The organism is Streptomyces sp. NBC_01224 (genome assembly GCF_036002945.1).
GTDB lineage: Bacteria > Actinomycetota > Actinomycetes > Streptomycetales > Streptomycetaceae > Streptomyces.
Genome location: NZ_CP108529.1, coordinates 957,095 through 977,640 on the forward strand (window position 1 = coordinate 957,095; position 20,546 = coordinate 977,640).

Here is a 20,546-nt window from a genome sequence, read left to right on the forward strand (position 1 = left end):
TCCGGCGGCCGAGGACACCGTCAGTCGTGCGCGGAAGCCGCACCCAGCAGGTCGCGGATGTGGGCGGCCGCGTCCCGGAACTCCGGGCGGCCCAGCGTCTCGCCGTACTCCCGTTCCGCATCCAGCCCCACCTCGATGATCTCGGAGATCGTGCCGGGGCGCGGGCTCATCACCACCACGCGGTCGGCCAGGTAGACGGCCTCCGAGATGGAGTGGGTGACCAGCAGGACGGTGGTGCGGGTCTCGCGCCAGATGCGGTTCAGCTCCATGTTCATCTGCTCGCGGGTGAGCGCGTCGAGCGCGCCGAACGGCTCGTCCATCAAGAGCACCGGGGGTTCGTGGAGCAGCGCCCGGCACAACGCCACACGCTGCTGCATTCCACCGGACAGCTCATGCGGATACGCGTCCTCGAAGCCGGCCAGGCCCGTCATCCGGATCAGCTCGTCGGTCCGGCCGCGCGCCTGCGCCGGAGGCATCTTCCGGATCTCGGCCTGGAGCAGGATGTTGCGGCGCGCCGAGCGCCACTCCAGGAGGGCGGCACGCTGGAACACGTAACCGATGTCGTGCCGCACCCCGTCGACCTGCTCGCCGCCGAGCCGGACCTCGCCCGAGGACGGCTTCAGCAGTCCGGCGACCAGTTTGAGCAGGGTCGACTTGCCGCATCCGGACGGTCCGACGATCGCCACGAACTCACCGGGCGCCACATCGAGCGATACCTCGCGCAACGCGGTGACATCGCGCTTCCTGCTGCGGAACCGGACCGCCACATCGGACAGTCCGACCGCCGCCGCGGCGGGAACCGATGCCTCGGTCCGCGTCGTGTACTGCTTCGGCATCGTCATCCCTTCAGCGCCGTCTTCTCGTCCCAGTAGTCCGCGACGGCCTTCGGCTTGCTGACCATGCCCGCCTCGGCGAAGACGTCGATGGTCTGCTGCCAGTCGGCCTCGTTGTTCACTCCGGGTGCCTTCCCTTCGGTCGACGAGGTGTGCAGCAGAGTGAGCGTCGTCTTGAACTGCTCGGCCAGGACCGTGGTCGGCGGCAGCTGCTCCGAGGCTCCGTCCATCGCCGCGACCGCCGGCCCGGGGGCCTTCTCGGCGGCCGCCCACGACTCGCTGACCGCCTGCACCATGCGTCCGGCGAGTTCGGACTTCGTGGCGAGGATCTTCTGTCCGGCGAGCAGACCGTTGGAGTAGAAGTTCAGCCCGTTCTCGGAGAAACGCAGATACGAGACCTGCTTCTTGGCCTTGTCCTGCATGGTGGGGCCCTGGTCGCTGGCGTAGCCGAGGAGTCCGTCGGTCTTCCCGGAGATCACCGCGGCGATCTTGCCCGCCGGGTCGGTGTTCTGGACCTTGACGTCCGACGCGTCGAGGTTGTTCTTCTTCAGGAAGATGGGGAAGGTCTTGGAGAGCGCGTCACCGGCGGTCCCCGCAATGGTCTTTCCCTTGAGATCCGCAGGCGACTCGATGCCCTCGGCGTCGAAGGACTGCACCGACGCCGGGGTGGTCTGGAGGAAGACTCCGAGGCTTTTCACCTGGACGCCCTGGTCGACGCCCGCGAGCAGTGCCGGGGTGTCGGCCCAGCCGAAGTCGGTCTGGCCCGCGGCGGTGGCCTGCACCGTCTTCTGCGAGCCCTGACCTGCCTGGATCTCCAGGTCGATGCCGTGCTTCTCGAAGATCTTCTGCTGCTTGCCGTAGTAGAACGGCGCGTGTTCGCCGTACGGATACCAGTTGAGCGTCAGCGTGACCTTGTCCAGCTTCTTGCCGGAGTCGCTCGTGGTGGTCGACGCGTCGTTGCCACCGCAGGCCGTGGCCACCAGGACGAGGGGTACGACACCGATCAGGAGTCTGCGCGCATGCATGGGCTGGCCCTTCTCGCGACGAAATCGGTACGACGGAGTCAGTACGTGGTGGTGGCGGAGGCGTCCCGGCGGCTGGCGTGCCACGGGAGCAGCAGCATTTCGGCGATCTCGACGGCGACGAAGAGCACGACGCCGATGAGTGACATCACGAGCAGCCCGGCGAAGAGCATCGGGGTGTCGAGGTTGCCGTTGGCCTGGAGGATCACATAGCCCAGGCCCTCGTTGGCGCCGACGAACTCGCCGACGACCGCTCCGGTGACCGCCAGGGTGACCGCGACCTTGAGCCCGGAGAAGAGATGCGGGAGCGAGGCCGGAAAGCGGATCTTGAGGAAGGTCTGCCAGGGCTTGGCGCCCATGGTCGCCGACAGCTGGAGCATCTCCGGGTCGACCGCCTTGAGGCCGGTGACCATGGAGATCACGACGGGGAAGAAGGCGATGAGCACGGCGATGAGGATCTTCGGCTCGATACCGAAGCCGAGCCAGACGACGAACAGCGGCGCGATCGCGATCTTCGGTACGACCTGGGCGAACAACAGAATGGGATAGAGCGTGCGCTCGACGGTCGAGGAGTACACCATGACGACTGCCGCCAGTACACCGACGGCCACGGCGATCAGGAAGCCGAGCAGCGTTTCGTATGTGGTCACCCAGGTGTGCTGCCAGAGATAACCGGCCTTGCCGGTAAGGACATCGAGGGTCGCCCCGGGTGACGGTACGAGATACGGCTTCACCAGCTCCGCCGCCGAGATCACCCACCAGACGGCGAAACAGGCCAGCAGCAGGGCGACGGGCCGCCAGCTCTGCTCGGCCGCCCGCGCGAACCGCTCCCCCGCCGAGGGACCGGCCCGCCGGACAACTCCTGCCGCTTCAGGGGGACTTTTGGTCAACGCGCTCTGGCTCACTGTGAACTCCCGCCGCTTCGGGTGCAGTTTTGGAGAGCTGTGCGATCCTGCGATGACGAGAAGGCGCTTTCAGAAAGCGCTTTCTGATAAGGTTTTCGCCACGCTAATGACTGCCTGCACGCACGGTCAATAGGTCGTCGACAAGTTTCGGGGCCTTCCACCACCGCGCCCTTGGGGGTCGAGTTGAGTGAACGGGGAACACCGCACCAACCGCAGCCGCGCGGCGGCCTTCCCGCAGCGGCGCATGTGACGCTCGACGCCGTGGCTCGGGAGGCCGGGGTATCACCCGCCACCGCCTCGCGCGCCCTCAACGGCACGACCCGGGTACGCGACGATCTGCGAGAGCGGGTACGGGCGGCGGCGGAGCGGCTCGATTACATCCCCAACGCCCATGCGCAGGCTCTCGCGAATTCGACCAACAACCGTACGGTGGGCGTCATCTGTCATGACGTGAGTGATCCGTACTTCGCCGCCGTGTCGAGTGGCGTGATGCGCGCCGCGGCCGAGCAGGATCTGCTGGTGATGCTGGCCTCCACCTTCCGGGAACCCGCCCGGGAGATCGCCTACGTCTCGATGCTGCGGGCTCAGCGCGCCCGGGCGATCCTGCTCATCGGCTCCGGCTTCCAGGACCGGGCGTGGGAGCGGGCCCTGGATGCCGAACTGGAGCCTTACGTACGGGGCGGGGGGCGGGTGGCCGTCGTCAGCAGGCACCGCAGCCTGCGGGTGGACACCGTACAGCCGGAGAACCGGGCGGGGGCGGCCGCGCTCGCCCGGACGCTGGTGGGGCTCGGGCACCGCACGTTCGCGGTGCTCACCGGCCCACCCGCGCTGACCACTGTCTCCGACCGGCTCACCGGCTTCCGGGAAGGGCTCGCGGAGTCGGGAATCGGGCTCGACCGGATGGTGGAGGGCGCGTTCACTCGCGACGGCGGGTATGCGGCGGCCCGGCGGTTGCTGGCCTGCGGCCGACCGCGGCCGACCTGCGTGTTCGCGGTCACCGATGTGATGGCGGTCGGTGCGCTCGCCGCGCTGCGGGAGGAGGGGCTGCGCGTGCCGGAGGATGTCTCGCTCGCCGGGTTCGACGACATTCCGCTGGTACGGGAGTTGTCGCCGGCGCTCACCACGGTGGCGCTGCCGCTGACCTCGATGGGCGAGGACGTGATCGCGCTGGCTCTGCGGGAGCCGTCCGCGGGGCGGCGGGCCCGGGTGGTGCGGGTGACGGGGGAGGTGGTGGTGCGCGCGAGCACGGGAACGCCGCCGGTCGGGTGACCGGCGGCGTTCGGGTGCCGAGGTGCCCTCCATCGCGATTCGCCCGGCGACGGAGGCCGGACCACTACGGGTGGACGAGTACCTGGGAGAGTGCCACGCGTCCCGTACCGGAGGTCACGATCTTCACCGTGCGGGTCCGGCTGTCCAGGTTCAGGACCGTCGGGCGCAGCGCCTTCCCGCTGACGTGGACTGTCGTGTCGTCGGTGATGACATCGAAGTCGGCGGTCGTGGAAGAGGAGTTGTTCCAGATCTCGATCTGACGGATGCGCTGTTCGCTGCCCAGGTCGACCTGCCACCAGGCGCCCGCCTCCGACAGCGTGCGGGTGTCCGTGTTGGTGTCGGCATCCAGTGCGAGCGCCGCGGCCGCCGTGCCCTCGGTGGAGGACTGGGTCGCGGTGCCGGTACGGGCCAGGTCGGTCCGCAGCTGCTCGACGGGGCCGCCGTGGGAGCCTGCCCCGGCTGCGACGGCGAGGGCTTCGGCCGGCAGTCGGTCCAGGCCGGTGAGGTTGTCCGTCATGACCGAGCCGTTGCCGGCGAGTGCCGGCGCCGCTGTGTCGGTCCAGTTGCCCCGGGCGATGTTCTGGATGCCGTAATCCGCCCAGTTCGAGACCCACTTGTAGCCGATGCGGGTGATGACGTTCTTCTCGACGACGATGTGCGAGGACTGCTCGTCGAGGTAGATGCCGTTGCCGTCGCGCTCGGTGTTGCCGAAGGCGGAGCGGTTGATGTAGTTGCCGGAGACGACCGTGCCCGGCTGCGCGCCCTGGGTGTAGATCGCGCCGCCGTCGTGCTGCGCCTGGGCGACTTCCATGACATCGGTGATGCGGTTGTCGGTCACCTTGTTGTCGCGCAGCACGGACTTCTGGGCCTCGGGCTGGTTCCAGCCCCAGCCGACCGAGATCCCGGAGTACGGAAGATGGTCCAGGCTGTTGTGGTCGACGGTCAGCTCCGCCTCGTAACCGGCCCAGATGCCCACCGCGTCGGTGTACTCGACGCCGGAGCGGGTGATGGTGTTGTACGCGATCGTGTTCCGCTCCCCCGCGAGCGCCGCCCCGGGCATCGGCTCGGTGTCGCCCACGTACACCGCGCCCGAGGACAGATCGGTGAAGGACGAGCGGGTCAGGGAACTGTCCTTGGTGCCCGCTTCGAGGATGGCGCCCGCCCCGCCGAGCCGGCTGAACCGGGCGTTCTCGATGCTGATGTGCTGTCCGCCGCGGACGGTGACCGCGGCGGACGGCTTGGTGTAGAAGCGGCCCGCATGGTCGACGGGGCCGGTGGCTCCGGTCAGGGTGAGACCGGCCTGCATGCCCGCGTAGCCCTCGTCGGTGTCCGGCTGGCGGTACGCCGCGTAGGCGAATCCGATTCCGCTGACGGTGAGGTCATGGGCACCGTCGACGACGAGCAGCTGCTCGGTGTGCGGGGTGACGGCCTGCGCCCGGCGCATGTTCTCGCCCTTGCGTGGCAGGTACGTCACGGTGTGGTCCTGCGAGTTCCACACGAACTCACCCGGTTCGTCGAGGAGTTCGGGGGCATTCTCGAAGAAGGCGACGCCGCTGTAGCGGGTGGAGTCGACCGCGGTGGAGTCCCAGGCGGGTCCGGTGCGGTTCGTGCCGCTCGCCGAGTTGCTCCAGCAGGGCTGGGCGAAGGTCATGACGTCGCCGCTGACTCCGGTGATCCGGCAGTGGTAGTTGCGCCAGCGGACCCGGATGACGGCTTCGGCGTCGGTGGGGCGCTGCCACCGGTCGATCCCGGTGGCGACGGCGCCGGTCATCCCGGTCCTGGTGGCGTCGCAGGTACTCGCCGCGCAGGCCGCGCCCCGGGCGCGGGTGGCGCGCCTGCCGTCGATGAAGAGCTGGCGGGGGGTGACACCGGCCGGGACGTCGGCGGTCCAGGTGCCGTCGGGGTTCTGCCGCCAGCCGGTGATGTGCTGTCCGCCGGAGAGGACGGGGCGGGCTCCGGGAGCCGCGGTCCAGGTGACCGTGTGGCCGTCCTTCCCGGAGTCGGCGGCGCCGAGCTTCAGGGGTTCGTCGCGCTTGTACGTACCGTTCTTCAGAAGTACGCGGACGTCGCGGCCGGTCTCGGTGCGTGCCTGGTCGCGAGCGCCTTCCGGGGTACAGGGGCGGGCGACCGTACAGGAGGTGCCGTGTCCGTCCGGGGCCGCGTACAGGGTGCGGGGGCCGGATGCGGCCTGGGCGGTCGGGGCGGCGAGAAGCGCGGCCAGGAAGGCGGCGGTGGCGGCAGCGGCGGTTCCTCGTACGACGTTCAGTGAGCGGCGGTTCACGCGGAGGCCTTCCAGTCGGGGTGGCCGGGCATGGGCGGGTTCACGGCTCCGAAGAGCCAGTCGCGCAGGAACGGGTCGAGGGACCTGTCGCCGGTGACGTCGACCGTGTGCCGGATGAAGGCCTCGCTGGTGTAGGTGGAGTCCTTGAAGCGCTTCACCCACTCACGCATGACCCGGTCGAACCGCCGCTGACCGATCTGAAGGCTGAGGGCGTACAGGACGAGTGCGCCACCGTCATAGATATTGGTGCCGCCGAGCGCCTTCGGGAGTCCGGGCGGGCCGTCGGTGGCGCGGATGGCGTCGAGCGTCGCGTACGTGGCCTTCATCTTGTCCTCGAAGACCGACCAGCCGCGCTCCTCGCCGTACAGGCCGGCGTAGTACACGGCGGGGCCCTCGTTGAGCCAGGCCTGCTGCCAGTCGTTCGGCGTGACGGAGTCTCCGAACCACTGGTGGACGAGCTCGTGGACCATGGTGGTCTCGTAGCCGGGCTGCCCATTGGCGTTGAGCTTGAACCAGTTGGTGGAGAACAGGGAGAGGGTCTGGTTCTCCAGGGCGTCGGTGTAGCCGTCGTAGATGTGGACGCCGTAGACGGAGAACGGGTAGCGGCCGAACTTCGCCTCCAGCCAGGCCAGATGGTCCGCAGTACGCGCGACGATCGGACCGTACTTGTCCTCCTGTCCCTGCGGGACGATGTGCCGCAGCGGCAGTCCGCGGTGGCTGGTGCCATACAGATAAGTGCCCTTGACGACGGCGATGCCGATGAGTTCGGTCGCCATGCGCTCGCGCAGGGCGAAGTGCCAGACGGTGGAGCCGTCGGCGCGCGGAGTCTTGTGAAGCAGTTCGCCGTTGGCGGCGGCGACATAGCCCTGCGGTGCGCTGATGTGGAAGGTCCACGTCGCCTTGTCGGACGGGGTGTCGTTGCAGGGCAGGAAGGTGTCGGCGCGGGAGGACTGGGCGGCGGAGGCGAAGCCGCCGTCGGTGCCGAACTTCCAGCCGGTCAGCCCGAGTCGGGGCGCCTTGCCGTTGCCCCGGTAGCCCACCTCGACGGTGAACGCCTGCCCGTTGTGGAGCGGGCGGGCGGGGGAGATGGTGAACTCCTGGCCGCTCTTGCCGGGCGAGAGCTCCCAGGTGGCGGGGCGGCCTGCGACGGTGACGGAGTCGATGGTGTGGCCGTCGGTGTCCAGGTTGAAGGCGGAGAGGTCCTGGGTGGCCTTGGCGTTGATCTTCACGACGGCGGTGAAGTCGTAGGTCACCGGGGTGAAGTCGAAGGTGAGGTCGTAGTGCACGACCTGGTAGCCGCCGTTGCCGAGGGTCGGGAAGAGCGGGTCGCCGACGCCGTCGGAGCCGGGCTTCGGGTCGAAGCCGTGCGGCTGTGCGATGGCGGTCGAGCCGAGTGCGGGTACGGCGACGGCCGCTGCCACCGCCGCGCCGCCGAGTCTGAGGGCCGAGCGTCGCGTCGTCACTTCTTCCCCTTCTGGAAGGCGTCCTCGAACTCGCCGCGGGCCTGCTCGCCGCCCTTGGCCAGGTAGTCCTTGACGAGCTGGTCGTAGGCGGACATGGGCTTGCGGCCCGCGATGATGTCCTTGAGCGCGTCCTGCTTGAACGTGTAGAGGCTGCCGAATCCCTTCGAGTCCCAGGTGGGCGAGGAGTACTGGAGCGTCGGGTCCTGCTCCATGATCGGGATCATCTTGGTGAAGGCCTCGTGGACGTGACGGACGCCCTGCTCCGAGTCGGCGCTGAAGATGGCGGGGACGGCGGAGGCCATGAACTTCCAGGGCACGGTGACGTCCTGGGTGCCCTGCTTGGTGAGGGCCGGGTTGCCCTTGGCATCACGGGTGAAGTCCTTGCCCTCGACGCCGTAGTTGATGAGCGTGTACTCCTGGCTGCCGAACGGGGAGGCGGCGAAGTCGGCGAGTGCGAGGATCTGCTTGACCCGTTCCGCGGACGCCTTCTTGACGTGGGTGTTCTCCAGCTTGAGGTTGTCCATCCAGGAGATGGCGTCCTTGCCGATCGGGACGAAGGGGCGCGGGTCGTACTTCTTGTCGATCGCTCCCATGGAGGCGATGTACCCGACGCCGGGGGCCAGGTAGGTGGGCATGCCGTCGTAGACGTACGCACCCTTGCCGTTCTTGAACATGTCCGTGTACTGGGCCTTCTGCGCCCCGGACATCTGAAGGGTGCCCGGGTAGTAGCAGCCGGACTTGTACAGCTCCCGGGCGGTCTCCACGGCCTTGCGGTACTCCGGCGTCTCCAGGTCGGAGGTGAACTTGCCGGTCTTCTCGTCCAGCCGCCAGGCGTAGGGAGCGCCCGCGGACATGGCGAGCATCGTGGTGGCGCCCGCGATGATTGCGTACTGGTCCTTCTTCGGCCGGGTCAGTTCCTTGCAGACCTCGACGAACCGGTCGAGGTCGGTGATCTGGTCGAGGCTGGTGACGCCGACCTCCTCGAACAGGTCGTGGCGGTAGAAGCCGGCGCCGCCGGTGCCGGTGCGGGCGATCGGGATGCCGAACAGCTTCCCGCCGAAGATCGCGGCCTGCCAGGCGCCCTTCGGGATCGCGGCCAGGTTCGGGTAGTCCTTGATCTTTTCCCCGGCGAGGTACGGAGTCAGGTCGGCGCACTTGGCCTGGAGGAAGGCCGCCTTGTTGTCGACGCCCCCGACCTCGGGATACATGAAGAGATCGGGCAGGCTGTCGCTCGCGACCATGGTGGAGAACTTGGTGCCGTAGTCGTCGGCGGGGACGGCGGTGATGTTCACCTGGCCGCCGAGGAGCTTCTCGATCTCCTGCCAGGCGGCGTTCTTGCCGCGGGCGGGCGGCGGCGGGGAGAAGGTCTCCATCGTCGCGCTGATCGGCTTGGCACCCTTGAGCGGCGTGCCCTTCGTGGCCCGCAGCGGCTTGGCCGGGTAGCTGAAGTAGCCCTGCGGAACACCGGCGGCGGTGCCCGCCAGGTCGGGCTTGAGGCCGATGTTGCGGACCGCGGTGTCCGGGAGCAGCGAGGCGCTCTTGGCCTCCGCCTTCGCGGTCGTGCCGCCGTCGCCGCAAGCGGCGAGCAGCGGGGCGGCGGCCAGTCCCAGACCGACGCCCGCACCCATGCGGAACAGCGCTCTGCGATTGATGGGGGTGGAGCTCGACACCTGAATCTCCTTGAGAGAGGGGAAGGAAGGAGTGGGGGGCGGTGGCTGCGCTCAGCCCTTGACGGCGCCTGTGAGGACGCCCTTGGTGAAGTAGCGCTGGAGGAACGGGTAGACACAGAGGATCGGCACGACGGCGATCACAAGAACCGCCATCTGGACGGCCTGCTGCGGGGCGAGCACCTCGCCGGCCGATGCGGCGTTCAGGCTCTGGCCCTGCAGGACGTAGGTGCGCAGCACCATCGGCAGCGGCCACTTGTCGGAGTCGTTGAGGTACAGGAGCGAGTTGAAGAAGGCGTTCCAGTACGTCACCGCGTAGAAGAGGCTGATCACTGCGAGGACGGCCTTGGACAGCGGCAGGACGATCCGCACCAGGATGCGGAAGTCACCGGCCCCGTCGACCTTCGCGGCGTCGTACAACTCCTCCGGCAGGTTCATGAAGAAGGACCGCAGGACGACGAGGTTGAAGGCGCTGACCAGGGTGGGCATGACGAGCGCCGCGTAGGTGTCGTACAGGCCGAGTCCCTTGACCAGCAGGAAGTTCGGGATGATGCCCGCGTTGAAGAGCATCGTGAACAGGGCCGTCATCAGGATGAAGCGGGAGCCCGTGACATCGCGGCGGGAGAGTCCGTACGCCATGCCGACGGTGACGAGCAGGCTGGCGAGGGTGCCGAATACGGTGATGCCGACGGAGACGATCAGCGCCCGGGTGACGACTCCGCCGGTGAAGATGGTGCGGTAGGCGTCCAGGGTGGGGTGGTCCGGCCACAGGACGAGGCCGGAGCTCTTGATGATGTCGGTCTGCGAGGCGAAGCTCGTGCCGATGACGCCGACCAGCGGGTAGGCGACGGCGAGCACGACCACGACGATGGCGATCGCCTTGGCGGTCTGCCCGATGCGGGTCGGCCGCTCCATCCACGGGGGCCGGCCGTCGGACTTCCGGGCGGTGGCGGGCCGGGGCGCCGGTGCGGTGGATTCCGATGTGGCGCGCGTTTTCTCAGCGGTCAGCACCGCGGTACACCCCTTCATGGCCGAGTCGGTGGGCGAACTTGTTCGCGCCCAGGACGAGTGCGGTGCCGATGACCGCCTTGACGAGTCCGACGGCGGCGGCGACGCCCCAGTCGTTGTCCTTGATGCCGTGGTAGTAGACGTAGGTGTCGAGGACCTCACCGGCGTCCGGGCCGACCGCGTCGCGCTGGAGCAGGATCTGCTCGAAGCCGACGGAAAGGATCTGCCCGAGGTTGAGGATCAGCAGCAGGATGAGTACGGGGGCGATGCCCGGCAGGGTCACGTGCCAGAGGCGGCGTCGCGGACCCGCGCCATCGATCGCGGCGGCCTCGTACTGCTGTCTGTCGATGTTCAGCAGCGCGGCGAGGATGATGATCGTGCCCCAGCCGGCGTCCTTCCAGGCCACCTGGAGGGTCAGCAGCCAGGGGAAGGCGTCGGGGTCGCTCATCATGTCGTAGCGCGGCAGCCCCAACCCGCCGAGTACGTCGGGCAGGAGCCCGGCGCCGCCCAGTATCTGCTGGAAGATCGAGACGATGATGACCCAGCCGATGAAGTGCGGCAGATAGACGACGCTCTGGACAAAGCGCCTGATGCGGTCGCTGGCGATGCTGTTGAGCAGCAGGGCCAGGGCGACGGGGATCGGAAAGAAGAACACCAGCTGGACGAGGGCGATCTCCAGGGTGTTGAACGTCGCGGACCAGAAGGCCGGCTCACCGAACGCCGCGGAGAAGTTGGCGAACCCCACCCAGACGCTGTGCATGTAGCCGAGGTACGGCTGGTAGTCCTGGAACGCCACGACATAGCCGAGCAGCGGTACGTAGTGGAAAACGACAAAGTACAGCAGGCCGGGCAGGGTGAGCAGCAGCATCACCCGGTCCCGCTTGATCCGCTGCCAGAGTGTCAGCCGGTGCTGTGCGACAACGGCCTGGGCAGCGGGCGGGGAGGGTATTTCAGCCTTCTGCCGCCGCTTCTCCCGCGGCAACGGGGGTGCTGTTTCAGCCATGGTGCGTCCTGTTCGGCTGGGTGGCGCATGGTGAGCCTTCTGGGGCCGCAAGTTAGTAAGCGGTTAACCCAAGCGTCAAGAGATCCGGGCAAATGTCGTCGAGACGCGATGTCCTCATCATCAAAACCAGCCCAACGAATCAACAAAAATACTTCTTAAGTGGACAGTTGGGGCGGCCGCGAGCTTGACGGTCGGCCGTCACGCTCCTTAGCGTTCCGGTCATTCCATAGAACGCGATTACTATCCGGAGGCAGGGTGCGAACCACCGAAGAGGCACCGGCTCATTCCGGTAGCGATGCTGCGGCACCGCCCCCGCGACGGCCGCGCACGGTCCTGGCCATGAGCCCCGGACTGCTCGACGACGTCTTTCCGCCACCGGTGCGGGCTCGTCTCGAGGAGACCGCCGACCTCCTCAACCCGTCCGTGATCAGCGAGTTCGACTCCCCGGACGCCTCCGCGGCACTGAATGCGGCGGAGGTCCTGCTCACCGGTTGGGGATGCCCGCCCGTCGACGCCGCGCTGCTGGACCGGACACCCGCGCTGCGCGCCGTGATCCATGCGGCCGGCACGGTGAAAACGTTTCTGTCCCCGGCCGCGTTCGACCGCGGGATCGTCGTTTCCTCGGCCGCCGCCGCCAATGCCGTACCGGTCGCCGAGTTCACCCTGGCGGCGATCATCATGGGCGCCAAACGAGTCTTTCCGCTGGCCGGGCTCTACCGCACCCGGCGCACCCACCGCACCGGCGCCGACCTCGACCGCCAGCACTGGCTCGGCACGCACGGCCTGACCATCGGCATCGTCGGGGCGTCCCGGATCGGCCGCCGGGTGATCGAACTACTCCGGGTCCTCGATGCCGAGGTACTGCTGTACGACCCGTACGTCGGTGCGGCCGAGGCGGAACTGCTCGGTGTCACCCCGACCGACCTGGACACCCTGGTGGCGACCAGCGACGTGGTGAGCGTCCATGCCCCCGACACGCCGGAGACCCGCGGGATCATCGACGCCAGGCGGATCGCCCTGATGCGGCCCGGCACCCTGCTCGTCAACACGGCCCGCGGCCCCCTGGTGGACACCGAGGCGCTGACCGGGCACCTGGTCAGCGGGCGGCTGGACGCCGTCCTCGATGTGACATCGCCCGAGCCACTGCCGGACGGCCACCCGCTGTGGGACCTGCCGAACGTCTTCCTCACCCCGCATCTCGCGGGCGCCCAGGGCAACGAGGTGGGACGGCTCGGTGCGCTCGCAGTGGACGAGCTGGCGCGGTTCGCGCGGGGCGCACCGTTCGACCACCCGGTGCACCGGGCCGACCTGGGGAGGATCGCATGAGCTCCGTCCCGGCACAGGCTCTAGGCTCGGCGTCACACAACAGCCACCAGGGGGTGAGCCGGATGCGCCGGCAGAGCACAGCCGCGGACGGACAACGGCGCGCGACGGTCACCGATGTCGCGCGGCGCGCGGGCGTCTCGACGGCCACGGTCTCCCGCGTACTGAACCGCAACTACCCTGTCGCCGAGGCGACCCGGGAGCGTGTCGAGTCCGCGATGCGCGAGCTCGGATATGTCGTCAACGCCCATGCCCGTGCGCTGGCCGGTGTCTCCAACCGCACTGTCGGCATCATCGTCAACGAGGTCATCGACCCGTTCTACGCGTACATCGCGCGTGGCGTGGAGCGGGAGGCGGCACTCGGCGGACGGCTCTGTCTGGTCTGCTGCACCCAGGGCGACCCGCAGCGCGAGCTGGCCTTCATCGATCTGATGCATGAGCGCAGGGCGGACGCCGTGGTCGTGGTCGGCGGCTCCCTCGCGGACCGCGGCTACACCACCGAGCTGGCCCGCAGGGCGCGCGAGCTGGACGCGGGCGGATCGAAACTCGTGCTGTGCGGCAGGCCGCCGCTGGGCGAGCAGGCCCCGACCGCCGCCGTCGAGTACGACAACGAGGGCGGCGCGTTCGCCATCACCGACCATCTGCTGATGCAGGGGCACGAGCGGATCCTCTACCTCGGCGGCCCGCCCAAGCTCTCCACCACCCGCGACCGGCTGGCCGGGCACCAGCGGGCCCTTGAGCTGCGGGGCATCACCCCGGACCCCGAGCTGGTCCAGCCCGGCGCCTTCAGCCGTAACTTCGGGTACCGGCGGATGGCCGAACTACTGCGGGACGGACCGGACTTCACTGCGGTCTTCGCCGCCAACGACGTGGTGGCGGCAGGCGCGGCGCAGGCTCTGGAGGAGGCCGGGGTACGGGTGCCGAAGGACGTGTCCCTGGTGGGGTACGACGACATTCCGGTGGCCCAGGAGCTGCGGCCGCGGCTGACCACCGTCCATGTGCCGCTGGAGGAGATGGGGCGCCAGGCGGTACGACTGGCCGTCACCGGCGGGGACGAGGACGACTGGCGCGAACCGACCACGGGTGCGCTGCGCCTCGGCACCCACATCGTGGTACGCGATTCCGTTGCGCCACGAACCGGCCGACCCACCCGGATGTGACCGGTTACTTCCCTCCTGTCCGCAGTTGGCCATAGAAAATCACAGTAACTTCCCGACTCCCCTTGCGACTCGATAGCAACCGCTTACATGCTGGCGCCGAGTAGCACCCGTTCCGCACGCTTCCGCCCCTCACTCGTTTCTGCAGGGAGAGTTCCGCATGCGTATGCCCACAGACTCCGCCGGCCCCTCCACCGCCCCTTCCTCCGCTTCCTCCCTCGTCGGCCGGCGTTCCGTTCTCGCCGCCGCGGCCGGAGCCGGAGCGGCGCTCGCCCTGGGCACCGGCACGGCCCGGGCCACGACGGCCGACACCTCCGTTTCGCGGGGGGCCCGCCCGGTCCACCTGACCGTGACCGCCCGGCCCGCCGCAGAGGCCGAGCGGCTGCGGCTCGGACAGGCCCTGCGCGGCTCGGAGTTCCAGCCCACCGGCCTGTACGTCCCGGCCGGTACGCCCCTCTCCCTCACCGTCCAGCCGTACGACGACCTGCTGCCCACCCTCTGGATCGGCGCCTGGGACTACTACGGCGAGATCACCGAGCCCCGCAGCTATCCGCTGACCGCCGGTGCGAACACCGTGACGGACCCGCACGGCGGCCCGGTCTACCTCACCATGACGGGCCGCGGCGAGCGGGCCGGTGTGCTGGTCCGCTCCGGCGCCGTCCCCATGCCCGTCTTCGCCCTGGGCCGCACCTCGCAGGCCGACTACCAGCAACAGCTGGACACGCTCACCGCATCGCCCTACGTCGAACTCCACGCGCCTCACACGATCATGACGCTCACCCGCGAGGGCGCGCTGCTGTACCGCGACGAGGACCATGCCGCACTGCTCGGACTGGTCGAGACGATCATCGACTCGCACGCCCGGATCAGCGGCCTCGACGGTTCGAAGCCGGTGCACCGGCGCAAGGCGGGTCCGTACCACTTCACCGAGGTCAGCAAGGTTCCCGCCGGTGTCGGTGCCTACGCCACGCACGGCTACAACGGCTTCCCGCGGGCCTACCTCGACCGGGCCACGACCGTCGAGGGGCTGCGGACCCGCGGCTGGGGGCTCTACCACGAACTCGGCCACCTACACCAGCAGATGGCGTACAAGCCGGGCGGTCTGACCGAGGTCACGGTCAACATCTATTCGCTGGCCGCGCAGCGCACCCTGCAGCAGCCGTCCAACCTGCTCACGGTCGACGCGACGACCGGGCTCACCTACTTCCAGTCCGCGCAGCGCAAGTTCGGCACGGCCGGGCTGACGTACGAAAAGTCCTTCGGCGCCTACGAGAAGCTCGTCCCGCTGCGCCAGTTGGAGCTCGCCTTCGGTGACGACTTCTGGCCCCGGCTGCACAAGCTGGTGCGCGAGGAGAACCCCCAGTCGGACTACACGGAGAACGACAAGCGCTACCGGGCCCTCGCCACCTACTCCAGCCGCGTCGCCGGCTACGACCTCACGGACTTCTTCGTGAACACCTGGGCGTTCCCGATCGACGCCACCGGCAAGGCCGAGCTGGCCGCGCTGAACCTGCCGAAGCCCTCCATCGACCCGTCCACGCTGTCGGACTGACCACCGGAGACAAGGAGCCACTGTGAACCTCAGCAGAAGAACCCTTCTGGCGGCGAGCAGCGCCACGGCCGTCACAGCCGCGACGACGCTCATGACGTCGGCCGGCGCCGCGCACGCGCGGCCCATCGCGGCCGCATCCGCCGAAGCCGCGGTGACCGCCGACTTCGACACCCTCCTCCGGCGGGCCGAAACGCTGCTCACCGGCGGCGAGTTCGACCCGGCCGACACCGACTTCACAGCGGCGCTCGCCGCCCTGTCCACCACGGCCAAGGGGCTCTGGGACGCCCTCGACCGCGGCGCCGGACGGACCGCGCTCTGGCCCGACCTCGCACCGCTCACCGACCCGGGCAACTTCGGTCAGAGCTACACCCGGCTGCGCACGATCGCGGTCGCCTGGGCGACCGAGGGCACCTCCCTCGCCGGGAGCACGGAGGTGGCGGACGCCCTCGTGGCCGCGCTGCGCTTCACGTACGACACCGCGTACAACCCGGCCAAGCGCGAGACCGGCAACTGGTGGTTCTGGGAGATCGGCGCCCCGCGTGCCCTGATGGACTGCTCCGTCATCCTCCGCGACCGGCTTCCCGCAGGCGATCTGACGGACTATCTGTCGGTCGTCGACCGGTTCTGCCCGGACGCGGACCGTCGTACCAACTCCCCCTCGCTCGCGGAGACCGGCGCGAACCGCACCGACAAGGCAGTCATCGTGGCGCTGCGCGGGCTGCTGGGGCAGGACACCGCCAAGCTCGTCTCCGCCCGTGACGCGCTCTCCGATGTCCGCGACACGGGTCGCAACAGCCTTTTCCGTTACACGAGTTCGGGTGACGGCTTCTACGAGGACGGTTCGTTCGTCCAGCACGACGACGTCGCCTACACCGGTTCGTACGGCATCGTGCTGCTCAATGGCACGGCCTATCTGCTGGCGCTGCTGGCGGGCTCCGAGTGGGCGGTCGCCGACCCGAAGGTGTCGGTGATGTACGAGGCCGTCGAGCGGACCTTCGCCCCGGTGATCTTCGACGGGCTGATGATGGACTCGGTGCGCGGCCGGGCGATCTCCCGGGAACGCGCCGGTGACCACCGCGACGGTGCGACGGCCATCGCCGCGATCCTGCTCCTCGCGTCCGGCGCGCCCGCCGAGTACGCGGGGCGCTGGCGGGCGCTGGTCAAAGGGTGGCTGACCCGAAACCGCACCACTCCCTTCACGGCTCTTGCGACGCTTCCCCAGCTCGCCCTGGCGAAAGCCGTCCTGAACGACCGGACGGTGAAGGCCGAGGCTCGTACGACCGGCAGCTTCGTCTTCGCCGACATGGACCGCGTCGTGCACCGCCGTCCCGGCTGGGCCTGCGCGCTGTCGCTTTCATCGAAGCGGATCTCGGCGTACGAGGCGGGCAACGGCGAGAATCTGCACGGCTGGTACACCGGCGACGGCATGACGTATCTGTACGACGGCGACGACCTGGGGCAGTTCAACGACGGCTTCTGGCCCACCGTCGATCCGTACCGGCTCCCCGGCACCACGGTCGACACCCGGCAGCGGACCGATCTCGGCACGGGCGCCGGCACGTCCACCTACCGTCCGACGAACGCCGTCGCGGGCGGGGCCGTGCTGGACGGCCGGTACGGAGCCGCCGCGATGGAGGTGATCGGCGCCCAGGGAACCACCCTGCGGGCGAAGAAATGCTGGTTCCTGCTGGACAACGCGGTGATCGCGCTCGGCTCGGGCATCACCGCGAGCGACGGTCGGCCGGTGGAGACGATCGTCGAGAACCGCAACCTCGGCACGGACGGCGGTAACCGGCTGCTGATCGACGGGATCCGTCAGCCCGTCGAACAGGGCTGGGCCGAGGACTTCGGCCGAGCACGATGGGCACACGTCGACGGCGTGGGCGGCTATGTCTTCCCTGAGGGGACCGCCCTGCACGCCCTGCGGGAGCAGCGCACCGGCACCTGGCGGGCCATCGACACCGGGGCGGACACGGGCGGCAGCACCGATCCGGTCACCCGCCGCTATCTCACGCTCCGGGTCGATCACGGCATCTCCCCCACCGACGCCCGGTACGCCTATGTGCTGCTGCCCGGCGCATCGGCGGCGGCGACCGCGGTCTGGTCGCACTCCCGGCCGGTCCGGATCGTCGCCAACGACGCCACCGCGCAGGCCGTGGAGGTGCGCCGGGCGGGACTGACCGCGGTGAACTTCTGGGGCGCCGGGACCGCGGCCGGGATCACGGCCTCCGGTCCGGCATCGGTGCTCGTGCAGCGCCGGGGCGGACACGTCTGCGTCGCGGTCGCCGACCCGGGCCGGACGCTCACCACGCTCTCGGTCGAGCTGCCGTTCCACGTACGGTCGGTGGTGGACGCCGATGACACGGTGAGCCTCGCCCCGGGCCGCAGGCCCGTACTCACCGTCGCCGTCGGCGGCTCGCGCGGCCACACCCACCGAGCCGAACTCATCCAGTAATCCACCCCTTCGCACCCCTTCCAGGAGCAGCACCACCATGTCCGTCGCACCGCATCTGCAACTGCCGCCGCCCGACCGGATCCTGTCCTCCCGTACCGGCTGGACCCGGGCCCACTGGGAGGCCACAGCCGACCGGATGCTGGACGCGTTGGTGCCGTACGCGACACCCGGCTATGCGCAGTACCGCCTGCCCGGCCGTAACAGCTGGTCGGGGGTCGTCTCGGACGGTCTGGAAGGATTTGCCCGGTCGTTCCTGCTCGCCGCCTGCCGGATCGCGGGCGCGGGCGGGGCGGTCGACCCCGCATTGATCGAGCGGTACACGGCGGGCCTGGCCGCGGGCACGGACCCCGGGAGCGGTGAGTCCTGGCCGCGGCTGACGGACTGTTCGCAGCAGATGGTGGAGGCGGCGTCGGTCGCGGTCGCACTGCACGAGACCCGGCCGTGGATCTGGGACCGGCTGGACGCCCGGGTCCAGCAGCGGGTCGTCGACTGGTTCTCCGGGTTCGTCGGCGGGCGTACCTGGGACAACAACTGGCGGCTCTTCCAGGTGGTGTCCGAGCAGTTCCTCGCCTCGGTCGGCGCCCCGTACAGCCGCTCCGACATCGAGAGCAATCTGGACAGGATCGAGGACTGGTACGTCGGTGACGGCTGGTACACCGACGGCGACGGCCGGAACTTCGACTACTACATCGGCTGGGCCATGCATCTGTACCCGCTGCTGTGGTCGCGGATCGCGGGCGCCGACGACGGGGGCAGGACCGAGGTCTACCGGCAGCGGCTCAGCCGGTTCCTGGAGGACTACCCGCACTTCTTCGGCTCCGACGGTGCGCCGGTCCACCAGGGCCGTTCCCTGACGTACCGGTTCGCCGCTCTCGCACCGGTGTGGATGGGGGCGCTGGCCGACTGCACCCCGCTCGCGCCGGGGCTCACTCGCCGGCTCGCCTCGGGCACGATGCGGCACTTCGCGGAGCGCGGTGTGCCGGACGAGCGGGGGCTGCTGACACTCGGCTGGTACGACACGTTCCTGCCGAGCACCCAGCCCTACTCCGGTCCCGCCTCACCGTACTGGGCGAGCAAGGGATTCCTCGGGCTGCTGCTCCCGGCGGACCATCCGGTGTGGACGGCACGGGAACTCCCGCTGCCCGTCGAGGAGTCCGACCAGTACACCGCGCTGCCCGCACCCGGCTGGCTGCTGCACGGCACCCGCGACGACGGCATCGTGCGGCTGATCAATCACGGCAGCGACCACAATCCGCCGTACGACGGGGCGGCCGACCCGTCCGAGGGTGGCGACGATCCGCACTACGCGAAGTTCGCCTACTCGACGGCGACTGCCCCCGAAGCCGCCCCGCACGCCGTGACACGCTCCATCGACGGCCATCTGGCACTCGTCGCCCCGGACGGCACCCCGTCGCTGCGACGCCGGATCCATCCACTGCGCTGCGAGGACCGCGTCGCCGCTTCCTGGTACGCGGCCCGGCTGCCCGGTGACGATCAGCCGTACCGGATCGAGACGACGAGTGTGCTGCACGGCGCGTGGGAGATCCGGGTGCACCGGGTCGAAGCGCCCGAGGGTGCGGTGGTGCGGGAGGGGGGTCACGCGGTGGCTCATGCGCAGAACCCGTTCGCCCTGTCGGGTCCCGACTGGGCGCTCGCCCGTACGGCCGACGGTCTGAGCAGCGCCCTGATCGCGCTGTACGGCTGGGACGGTGGCGCTGAAGGGGCCGCTGTGGCGCGTGACGTCCAGTCCAATGCGTACGGACCGCGTTCCGCGATCCCGTATCTGCGCAGCGGACCGCACCCGGGCGGGCAAAGCATCCATGTATCGCTGGTCGCCCTCTCCCGGGACACCGTTCATCCGGAGGCGCTGCGCGACTCGGTGCGGGTACGAGCGGGTGCGGACTCGGTGGTGCTGACATTCCTGGACGGTACGACGGTCGAGGTCTGAAGACGGTCGAGGTCGCGTCGTGGTCAAAAGGCCTGATCGCGGTCGAAGCCCGTTCACGGACCGGCCTGCTGGGAACCGCCCGGTCAGATCCCGATGCTGCTGTCCTCCCGCCGATGCAGGTGGCCGACGAGTTCCTGCGCCAGCGACTTGATCGTGTCGAGCCCTGCCCTGCCCCATGCGCGGGGCACGGTGTCGACCGCGCACACGGCGCCCAGGGCGATGCCCGTGCGATCGATGAGGGGCGCGCCGAGGTAGGAGCGGATGCCTATTTCGTCGACTACCGGATTTCCGGCGAACCGTGGGTAGTCGCAGACGTCCTCCAGCACGAGCGCCTTGCGCCGTACGACGACATGCGGGCAGTAGCCGCGGTCAAGGGCCACATACCGGCCGCCGCGGCCGCTGCCCGCGGCCGTTGCGCCCAGGTCAAAGCCCTTGAGCGTGCCGGCCGGGGTGTGCAGTCCGGCGTGGAACTGCCGGTTCCCGTCGATGAAGTTGACCATCGAGAACGGCACTTCGGTCACTTCGGCCACCCGGTCGGCGAAGGCGTCGAAGTTGTCGAACGAGGCATCGGCGCGTTCCCCGAGGCCAAGGGTCCGCAGCCGCTGGGTACGGACGAGGGCGTCGAGGTCGACAGGCGTGAGCAGCATCCGGCCGCCGACA

The 20,546-nt window shown here is 69.3% G+C and carries 15 protein-coding genes; 6 read left to right on the forward strand and 9 right to left on the reverse strand.

Translation table 11 applies throughout. From position 1 onward, the window contains the following. Window positions 1-20 precede the first annotated feature (20 nt). Genes OG609_RS04270 through OG609_RS04280 form a run of 3 tightly spaced genes read right to left on the reverse strand, consistent with a single transcriptional unit; the run spans window position 21 to window position 2,760 of the window. Complete coding sequence (locus OG609_RS04270; RefSeq protein WP_327271522.1) at window positions 21-842, reverse strand: ABC transporter ATP-binding protein; 822 nt, start codon at window positions 840-842, stop codon at window positions 21-23. After that, window positions 839-1,858 carry an ABC transporter substrate-binding protein gene (locus OG609_RS04275; protein ID WP_327271523.1) on the reverse strand — a complete coding sequence of 340 codons (1,020 nt, stop codon included), beginning with the start codon at window positions 1,856-1,858 and terminating at the stop codon, window positions 839-841. Before OG609_RS04275 ends, OG609_RS04270 begins: the two co-directional genes overlap by 4 nt. A gap of 38 nt (window positions 1,859-1,896) precedes the next feature. Beyond that, the gene (locus OG609_RS04280) at window positions 1,897-2,760 is read right to left on the reverse strand and encodes an ABC transporter permease (RefSeq protein WP_327271524.1); all 864 of its coding nucleotides are present in this window, start codon (window positions 2,758-2,760) and stop codon (window positions 1,897-1,899) included. Window positions 2,761-3,006: 246 nt separating this feature from the next. On the opposite strand from OG609_RS04280, the gene OG609_RS04285 reads away from it, so the two are divergent. Next, a complete protein-coding gene (locus tag OG609_RS04285; protein ID WP_327277934.1) occupies window positions 3,007-4,029 on the forward strand; it encodes a LacI family DNA-binding transcriptional regulator in 1,023 nt (340 codons plus the stop codon). Window positions 4,030-4,093: 64 nt separating this feature from the next. Here the strand turns inward: OG609_RS04285 and OG609_RS04290 are convergent, their stop codons facing one another. The 5 genes from OG609_RS04290 to OG609_RS04310 form a co-directional block, all read right to left on the reverse strand. After that, complete coding sequence (locus OG609_RS04290; RefSeq protein ID WP_327271525.1) at window positions 4,094-6,310, reverse strand: right-handed parallel beta-helix repeat-containing protein; 2,217 nt, start codon at window positions 6,308-6,310, stop codon at window positions 4,094-4,096. After that, window positions 6,307-7,773 carry a M1 family metallopeptidase gene (locus OG609_RS04295; protein ID WP_327271526.1) on the reverse strand — a complete coding sequence of 489 codons (1,467 nt, stop codon included), beginning with the start codon at window positions 7,771-7,773 and terminating at the stop codon, window positions 6,307-6,309. Before OG609_RS04295 ends, OG609_RS04290 begins: the two co-directional genes overlap by 4 nt. Further along, entirely contained in the window at window positions 7,770-9,443 is a 1,674-nt protein-coding gene (locus tag OG609_RS04300; protein ID WP_327271527.1) for an extracellular solute-binding protein, read from the reverse strand. Before OG609_RS04300 ends, OG609_RS04295 begins: the two co-directional genes overlap by 4 nt. A 51-nt stretch (window positions 9,444-9,494) precedes the next feature. After that, window positions 9,495-10,355 (reverse strand): carbohydrate ABC transporter permease, encoded by an 861-nt coding sequence (locus OG609_RS04305; protein ID WP_327277935.1) that lies wholly within the window; start codon window positions 10,353-10,355, stop codon window positions 9,495-9,497. Window positions 10,356-10,437: 82 nt separating this feature from the next. After that, window positions 10,438-11,451: an ABC transporter permease gene (locus tag OG609_RS04310; protein WP_189279601.1), complete on the reverse strand. Its 1,014-nt coding sequence runs from the start codon at window positions 11,449-11,451 to the stop codon at window positions 10,438-10,440. Window positions 11,452-11,790: 339 nt separating this feature from the next. Here OG609_RS04310 and OG609_RS04315 point away from each other — a divergent pair, with 339 nt between their 5' ends. The 5 genes from OG609_RS04315 to OG609_RS04335 all read left to right on the forward strand — a co-directional run bounded on the left by OG609_RS04315 (window position 11,791) and on the right by OG609_RS04335 (window position 19,886). Further along, complete coding sequence (locus OG609_RS04315) at window positions 11,791-12,777, forward strand: hydroxyacid dehydrogenase (RefSeq protein WP_327271528.1); 987 nt, start codon at window positions 11,791-11,793, stop codon at window positions 12,775-12,777. 62 nt (window positions 12,778-12,839) lie between these two features. Further along, a complete protein-coding gene (locus OG609_RS04320; protein ID WP_327271529.1) occupies window positions 12,840-13,934 on the forward strand; it encodes a LacI family DNA-binding transcriptional regulator in 1,095 nt (364 codons plus the stop codon). A 163-nt stretch (window positions 13,935-14,097) separates the two neighbouring features. Beyond that, window positions 14,098-15,483: a M60 family metallopeptidase gene (locus OG609_RS04325; protein ID WP_385650038.1), complete on the forward strand. Its 1,386-nt coding sequence runs from the start codon at window positions 14,098-14,100 to the stop codon at window positions 15,481-15,483. A gap of 22 nt (window positions 15,484-15,505) precedes the next feature. Then, window positions 15,506-17,938, forward strand: coding sequence for a polysaccharide lyase 8 family protein (locus OG609_RS04330; protein WP_327271531.1), 2,433 nt, complete (start codon window positions 15,506-15,508; stop codon window positions 17,936-17,938). Between the two features lie 37 nt (window positions 17,939-17,975). Continuing rightward, entirely contained in the window at window positions 17,976-19,886 is a 1,911-nt protein-coding gene (locus OG609_RS04335; RefSeq protein WP_327271532.1) for a DUF2264 domain-containing protein, read from the forward strand. Between the two features lie 83 nt (window positions 19,887-19,969). Here OG609_RS04335 and OG609_RS04340 read toward each other — a convergent pair whose 3' ends face one another. After that, complete coding sequence (locus tag OG609_RS04340; protein WP_327277936.1) at window positions 19,970-20,533, reverse strand: GAF domain-containing protein; 564 nt, start codon at window positions 20,531-20,533, stop codon at window positions 19,970-19,972. Window positions 20,534-20,546: the final 13 nt, after the last annotated feature.

Excerpts from the sequence above, each read along its gene's own strand:
- OG609_RS04310 (WP_189279601.1), bottom strand. The coding sequence starts at position 11,451 with ATGGCTGAAACAGCACCCCCGTTGCCGCGGGAGAAGCGGCGGCAGAAG.
- OG609_RS04315 (WP_327271528.1), top strand. The coding sequence starts at position 11,791 with ATGAGCCCCGGACTGCTCGACGACGTCTTTCCGCCACCGGTGCGGGCT.
- OG609_RS04335 (WP_327271532.1), top strand. The coding sequence starts at position 17,976 with ATGTCCGTCGCACCGCATCTGCAACTGCCGCCGCCCGACCGGATCCTG.
- OG609_RS04275 (WP_327271523.1), bottom strand. The coding sequence starts at position 1,858 with ATGCATGCGCGCAGACTCCTGATCGGTGTCGTACCCCTCGTCCTGGTG.
- OG609_RS04270 (WP_327271522.1), bottom strand. The coding sequence starts at position 842 with ATGACGATGCCGAAGCAGTACACGACGCGGACCGAGGCATCGGTTCCC.
- OG609_RS04325 (WP_385650038.1), top strand. The coding sequence starts at position 14,098 with ATGCCCACAGACTCCGCCGGCCCCTCCACCGCCCCTTCCTCCGCTTCC.
- OG609_RS04340 (WP_327277936.1), bottom strand. The coding sequence starts at position 20,533 with ATGCTGCTCACGCCTGTCGACCTCGACGCCCTCGTCCGTACCCAGCGG.
- OG609_RS04320 (WP_327271529.1), top strand. The coding sequence starts at position 12,840 with ATGCGCCGGCAGAGCACAGCCGCGGACGGACAACGGCGCGCGACGGTC.
- OG609_RS04305 (WP_327277935.1), bottom strand. The coding sequence starts at position 10,355 with ATGGAGCGGCCGACCCGCATCGGGCAGACCGCCAAGGCGATCGCCATC.